The organism is Microcoleus sp. LEGE 07076 (assembly GCF_015207455.1).
Lineage (GTDB): Bacteria > Cyanobacteriota > Cyanobacteriia > Cyanobacteriales > Microcoleaceae > Microcoleus.
The window spans coordinates 1-4,784 of sequence record NZ_JADEWV010000322.1; the positions used below are offsets into that span (position 1 = coordinate 1).

Annotated in this window: 4 protein-coding genes; 2 read left to right on the top strand and 2 right to left on the bottom strand. The window is 51.1% G+C overall.

What is annotated here, in order from left to right:
- The coding region (locus tag IQ270_RS28220) for an FAD-binding protein (RefSeq protein WP_193976437.1) at positions 1 to 450 on the bottom strand (450 nt) is incomplete at its 3' end.
- A 150-nt stretch (positions 451 to 600) separates the two neighbouring features.
- On the bottom strand, positions 601 to 2,157 hold the full coding sequence (murC, locus tag IQ270_RS28225) for a UDP-N-acetylmuramate--L-alanine ligase (RefSeq protein WP_193976438.1): 1,557 nt from the start codon (positions 2,155 to 2,157) through the stop codon (positions 601 to 603).
- 379 nt (positions 2,158 to 2,536) lie between these two features.
- On the opposite strand from murC, the gene nadD reads away from it, so the two are divergent.
- Entirely contained in the window at positions 2,537 to 3,214 is a 678-nt protein-coding gene (gene nadD, locus IQ270_RS28230; RefSeq protein ID WP_193976439.1) for a nicotinate (nicotinamide) nucleotide adenylyltransferase, read from the top strand.
- A 174-nt stretch (positions 3,215 to 3,388) separates the two neighbouring features.
- Positions 3,389 to 4,408 (top strand): type I glyceraldehyde-3-phosphate dehydrogenase, encoded by a 1,020-nt coding sequence (locus tag IQ270_RS28235; RefSeq protein ID WP_193976440.1) that lies wholly within the window; start codon positions 3,389 to 3,391, stop codon positions 4,406 to 4,408.
- The last annotated feature ends 376 nt before the right edge of the window (positions 4,409 to 4,784 follow it).

A 4,784-nucleotide genomic window follows, 5' to 3' on the forward strand; every position in this document is an offset into this window, starting at 1 on the left:
CATCACCACAGCCCCCCCCACAGTCCCCGGTATGCCGACCGCCCATTCTAGACCTTTCCAGCCCCGTTTAGCCGCCAACCAAGCGAGGCGGGGAATTGACTCCCCCGCCCCGGCTGTAACTTGACCGGTTTCTGGATTAAAATTCACCTGCTTGAGGTAGCGAGTCCCGACAACTAATCCGGGCAAACCCCGATCGCTCACCAACAGATTAGAACCCGCACCCAGCAGAGTTACCGGCAACCCTTCATCGTGTGCCCAGGCAAAACTTGCTTGCAAAGCCTCCACAGTGCGGGGAGCGACGTACCACTCGGCCGGGCCCCCGACTCGGAAAGAAGTCAGGCCAGCCAGCGCAACTTGGGAGTTAATTTTGCAGTCAGTTCCCCGCAAAGAAATAGGAGAATACACTCGCCGATTGTCCTTAACAGAGGAGTCATTCGAGATAGTCACCATCTTGAAAATCCTTAAAAATACCTTCGATCGAAGACGTAGTTGAAAATTTATTTATCGGTGGCTGCGCCACCACTTTCAGCGAGCAGCCCGAGTTAGCAGTGTCGGTACAACCTGCACCCCCGAAAGAGTCGATCGACTCTTTCGGGCGAGCTAATCTGGGTGCGAGGCGGCTTGATAACCAGCCATCACCTCTGGAATAATCTGATTGAGATTACCAGCACCCAAAAACAAAGCCAAATCTCCCGGTTGCAGATTTTCTTTTAAAAACTGAGTGACTAATTCCAGAGAAGGCAAAAACTTCACTTCCCGCCCTTCTCTAGCAATCAAATCAGCAACCTGCTGCCCGCTAATCTCTCCTAAATTCTGCTCCCCAGCGCTATAAATATCGCAAGCCACCACCAAATCTGCATCCCCAAAAGATTGGGCAAATTCTGGCAAAAATGTCAGAGTCCGGCTGTAACGGTGAGGTTGAAAAATAGCAACCACTCTTCGAGATTTGGAATTTTTTTCGCTACCTTCAATTCGCAAGCGAGCTGCGGCCAAGGTAACGCGAATTTCGCTAGGATGGTGGGCGTAGTCGTCCACAAACAAGATGTCGTTGTGAAAACCCCGCACCTCAAAACGGCGGCGAGCACCTTCAAAACCGGCAATCGCTTTGGCAATCGCCGAAAACTCCAACCCCAACAATCGACCAACTGCTACCGCAGCTAGTGCATTGCTGAGATTGTGTGTCCCCAACAACTTCAACTCCATTTCCCCCAGGAAAGCTCCTCGCTCCCAAATCCCTGCCTTGGTGCTTTCGGACCCGTACTGCACCCCCGAAACCGTGTAGTCAGCACCGCTATTCCGGTGCAAGCTGTAGCTGACATTCGGCCGCAGAGAATCTTTGACGATTTGGTCGTCTATGCAGCCCACCAAGGTTTGACAGTTTTGGGCAAACACCTTAAATGTGTCTATTACCTGGTCGAGGGTATCGTAATGGTCTGGATGATCCAGTTCCACATTCGTCACTATGCCAATTTTCGCTACCAGCTTGACGAGAGAACCGTCGGATTCATCGGCCTCGGCAACTAAGTAGGGGCCTTCCCCCAAACGGGCGTTGCCTTCCCAAGCATTTACCTCGCCTCCTACTACGATCGTCGGGTCTAAACCCGCTGCCATCAGCATGAAGCCGATTAAGCTGCTAGTAGTAGTTTTGCCGTGAGTCCCTGCTACGGCTATGCTTTGGTAATCTTGAATTAAGGCCGCCAACACATCCGATCGATGAAAAATCGGACAGCCCAAATCTAAAGCAGCTCGATATTCGGCATTTGCCGGGTGAATTGCCGTCGAACATACTACTTGAGGCAATCCCCCAATTGCTGGCGCGCTTGAACCGTTGCCGTTCAGTTTGAGGGCTTCGGCCGTCGCCACCGAAGTCCCTACCGCACCGGCGACTGTCGGGGATGCGATCCTTTCGGGCGCCCCGCGATCGGGACTGCTACCGTTGATGACTGTTTGAAATACTTCAAAATTGCTGGCGTCTTGACGCCAAAAAATGTGAGCTCCCATTCCTTGCAAGCGCTCGGTTATGTGACTCGATTTAATATCGGAGCCATATACAGGCAACTTGCGTTTAGCTAGAATGTAGGCAATGGCTGACATCCCAATCCCACCAATGCCGATGAAATGAAATGGTCTACCGCTGAAATCAACAGAACTGGGCATCTTCGCTCCTCACACACCACACCACGCCAATAACACGCGATATCATATCAAGAATTGTTTTTTCAGGATACAGTTCGCTAGAGATTTTGTCCAAAATTCTCTGCGCGCCCCTTGAGTTTCGGGACTTGTAGAGATGTTTGTCTTGTATCCTATATGACTTAGTACCGAGTAGTTTTCCGGAACGGTCACAATAGAAAATTGCAGGTAACAGAAAATGGGGTTTGGGGACAGGACAAACTGATTAATTTTGGGCGGTTGCACAGTCCTGCATAATTTTTAATTCTATCCGCCTGCTGTGCTGCGATTGCAGCAAAAGCCCCACAACCTTTTTACCAAGATTGGGGGTAAAACCCACAAGGATTTACCAACACTACCACGTATGAGGAAAATCGCGATTTTTGGGGGGAGTTTTGACCCGGTTCACTCGGGGCACTTGTCGATCGCCCAGACGGCTGCGAGTCAATTTGCTCTCGATCGAGTCATTTGGGTACCCGATCGCGCTCCTGGCCACAAGCCGCACCCGTCGGGAGCGAGTTTTGAGCAGCGCCGGTTCATGGTTGAGCTAACGATCGCCGATCGTCCAGACTTCCTGCTGGCGCCGATTTTGCCAAATCCCTCCGGCACTTCTTTTGCGATCGACACCGTGTTTTATTTGCAAAAATCGTATCCAGGCGATCGGTGGTACTGGATTATTGGTAGCGACGCACTCCAAACTCTCCCCAAATGGCACCGCTGCGCCGAAATTGGCGGGTTGTGCCACTGGTTGGTAGCCCCGCGGAGGGAGGGAGTCGGGGAGTGCGAGAATCTCCCAGGAGCAGCCGCAGAAAAGATCCACCTTCAGACAGATGCTGTTTGCCGGCGAGTGGCAGAACAGATGGCTGCTCTTGACGTGGAAATTCGCTGGCAAGTATTGTCCGCGCCCAGCATCAAGATTTCGTCGAGCCACATCCGCCGCTGCTGCGCCCAAAATCGCGACCTCCGTTACTTAGTCCCGCAAGTTGTCCGGACTTATATTGCCACTCACGACCTTTACCAGCCACCATCCGCCGAAAGCTGAATCCCTTGGGCCTGGGGGATTTTTGGGCAGCTAAAAAAGTTTGAGTTTTTTTGATTAACACAAAAAGTTAGAAAGGATCGAGCTTTGCGATATGATCTGGTGTCATAACTCAATTCTTAAATTTTTCCAAAATTTAAGCCTAAGTAAAGGGCTGCCATCATTAGGAGGTACAAGGTGATTAGAGTCGCGATTAATGGTTTTGGGCGTATTGGGCGCAGTTTTGCGCGCTGCTGGCTGGGCAGAGAAAATAGCCAGCTTGAACTCGTAGCAATTAATGACACTTCCGATCCCAAAACTAATGCTCACTTGCTCAGATACGATTCCATGATGGGAACGTTGAAGGGTGTAGACATCAGTACGGATGAAAATTCGATTATTCTCAATGGCAAGACAGTTAAATGCGTGAGCGATCGTAACCCGCTCAATCTGCCTTGGAAAGATTGGGGTATTGATCTGATTATTGAAGCAACCGGCGTCTTCGTTGACCAAGCTGGTGCATCGAAGCATATCGCAGCCGGCGCTAAAAAGGTGCTGATTACAGCTCCCGGTAAGGGCCCGGAGGTAGGGACTTATGTGATGGGAGTCAACCACCACAACTACAAGCACAGTGACTACACAGTCATCAGCAATGCTAGCTGTACCACTAACTGTCTAGCTCCGGTACTGAAAGTGCTCAACGACAATTTTGGCATCATCAAAGGCATGATGACCACTACCCACAGCTATACTGGCGACCAGCGCTTGTTGGATGCCAGCCACCGCGACTTGCGGCGGGCGCGGGCGGCTGCGATGAACATTGTGCCGACTTCTACCGGTGCTGCTCAAGCTGTGGCTTTGGTGATTCCAGAGTTGAAGGGTAAGTTAAATGGCATCGCCATGCGCGTGCCGACTCCCAACGTGTCGGTAGTTGATTTTGTCGCTCAGGTACAGAAAAAGACTTTTGCCGAGCAGGTAAATCAAGTTTTCAAAGAAGCGGCCTCTGGCTCGATGAAAGGGATTTTGGAGTACAACGATTTGCCTCTGGTTTCTTGCGACTATCGCGGAAATGATGCTTCTTCAATCTTGGATTCTAGTTTGACGCTAGTCATGGACGGCGACATGGTGAAGCTGTTGGCTTGGTACGACAATGAGTGGGGCTACAGTCAGCGGGTGGTTGATTTGGCTGAATTGGTTGCCGAACGTTGGGAAGGCTAGTATCTAAAAGAAGGGATTGGTCAGCAGGCAAAAGGTAAAAATCAAAAGTAGAGCAATATCGGTCTCCTGTCTGGCGATCGGGCTTTGATCTCCCTGGCACACCCCTTAAAAAAGGGGGGACATGAGCCTTGTCTAACAAAAAGAGTGGGGTGAATTTTGTCGTCAAAGTCCCCCTTTTTAAGGGGGATTTAGGGGGATCTGGACTCGGCTACAAGCCAATACGGTTTACTTAAGACGATCTCCCTGGCACACCCCTTCTCAAGGGGAGTAGGGGGTGGGACAAGAATGCCCTCTTGCGTCCCCCTTCTTCCCCCATCCCCCCTTGGGGGGCCAGGGGGGGGTGGGGCATAAATATGTTAAGTGAACCGTATTGGGC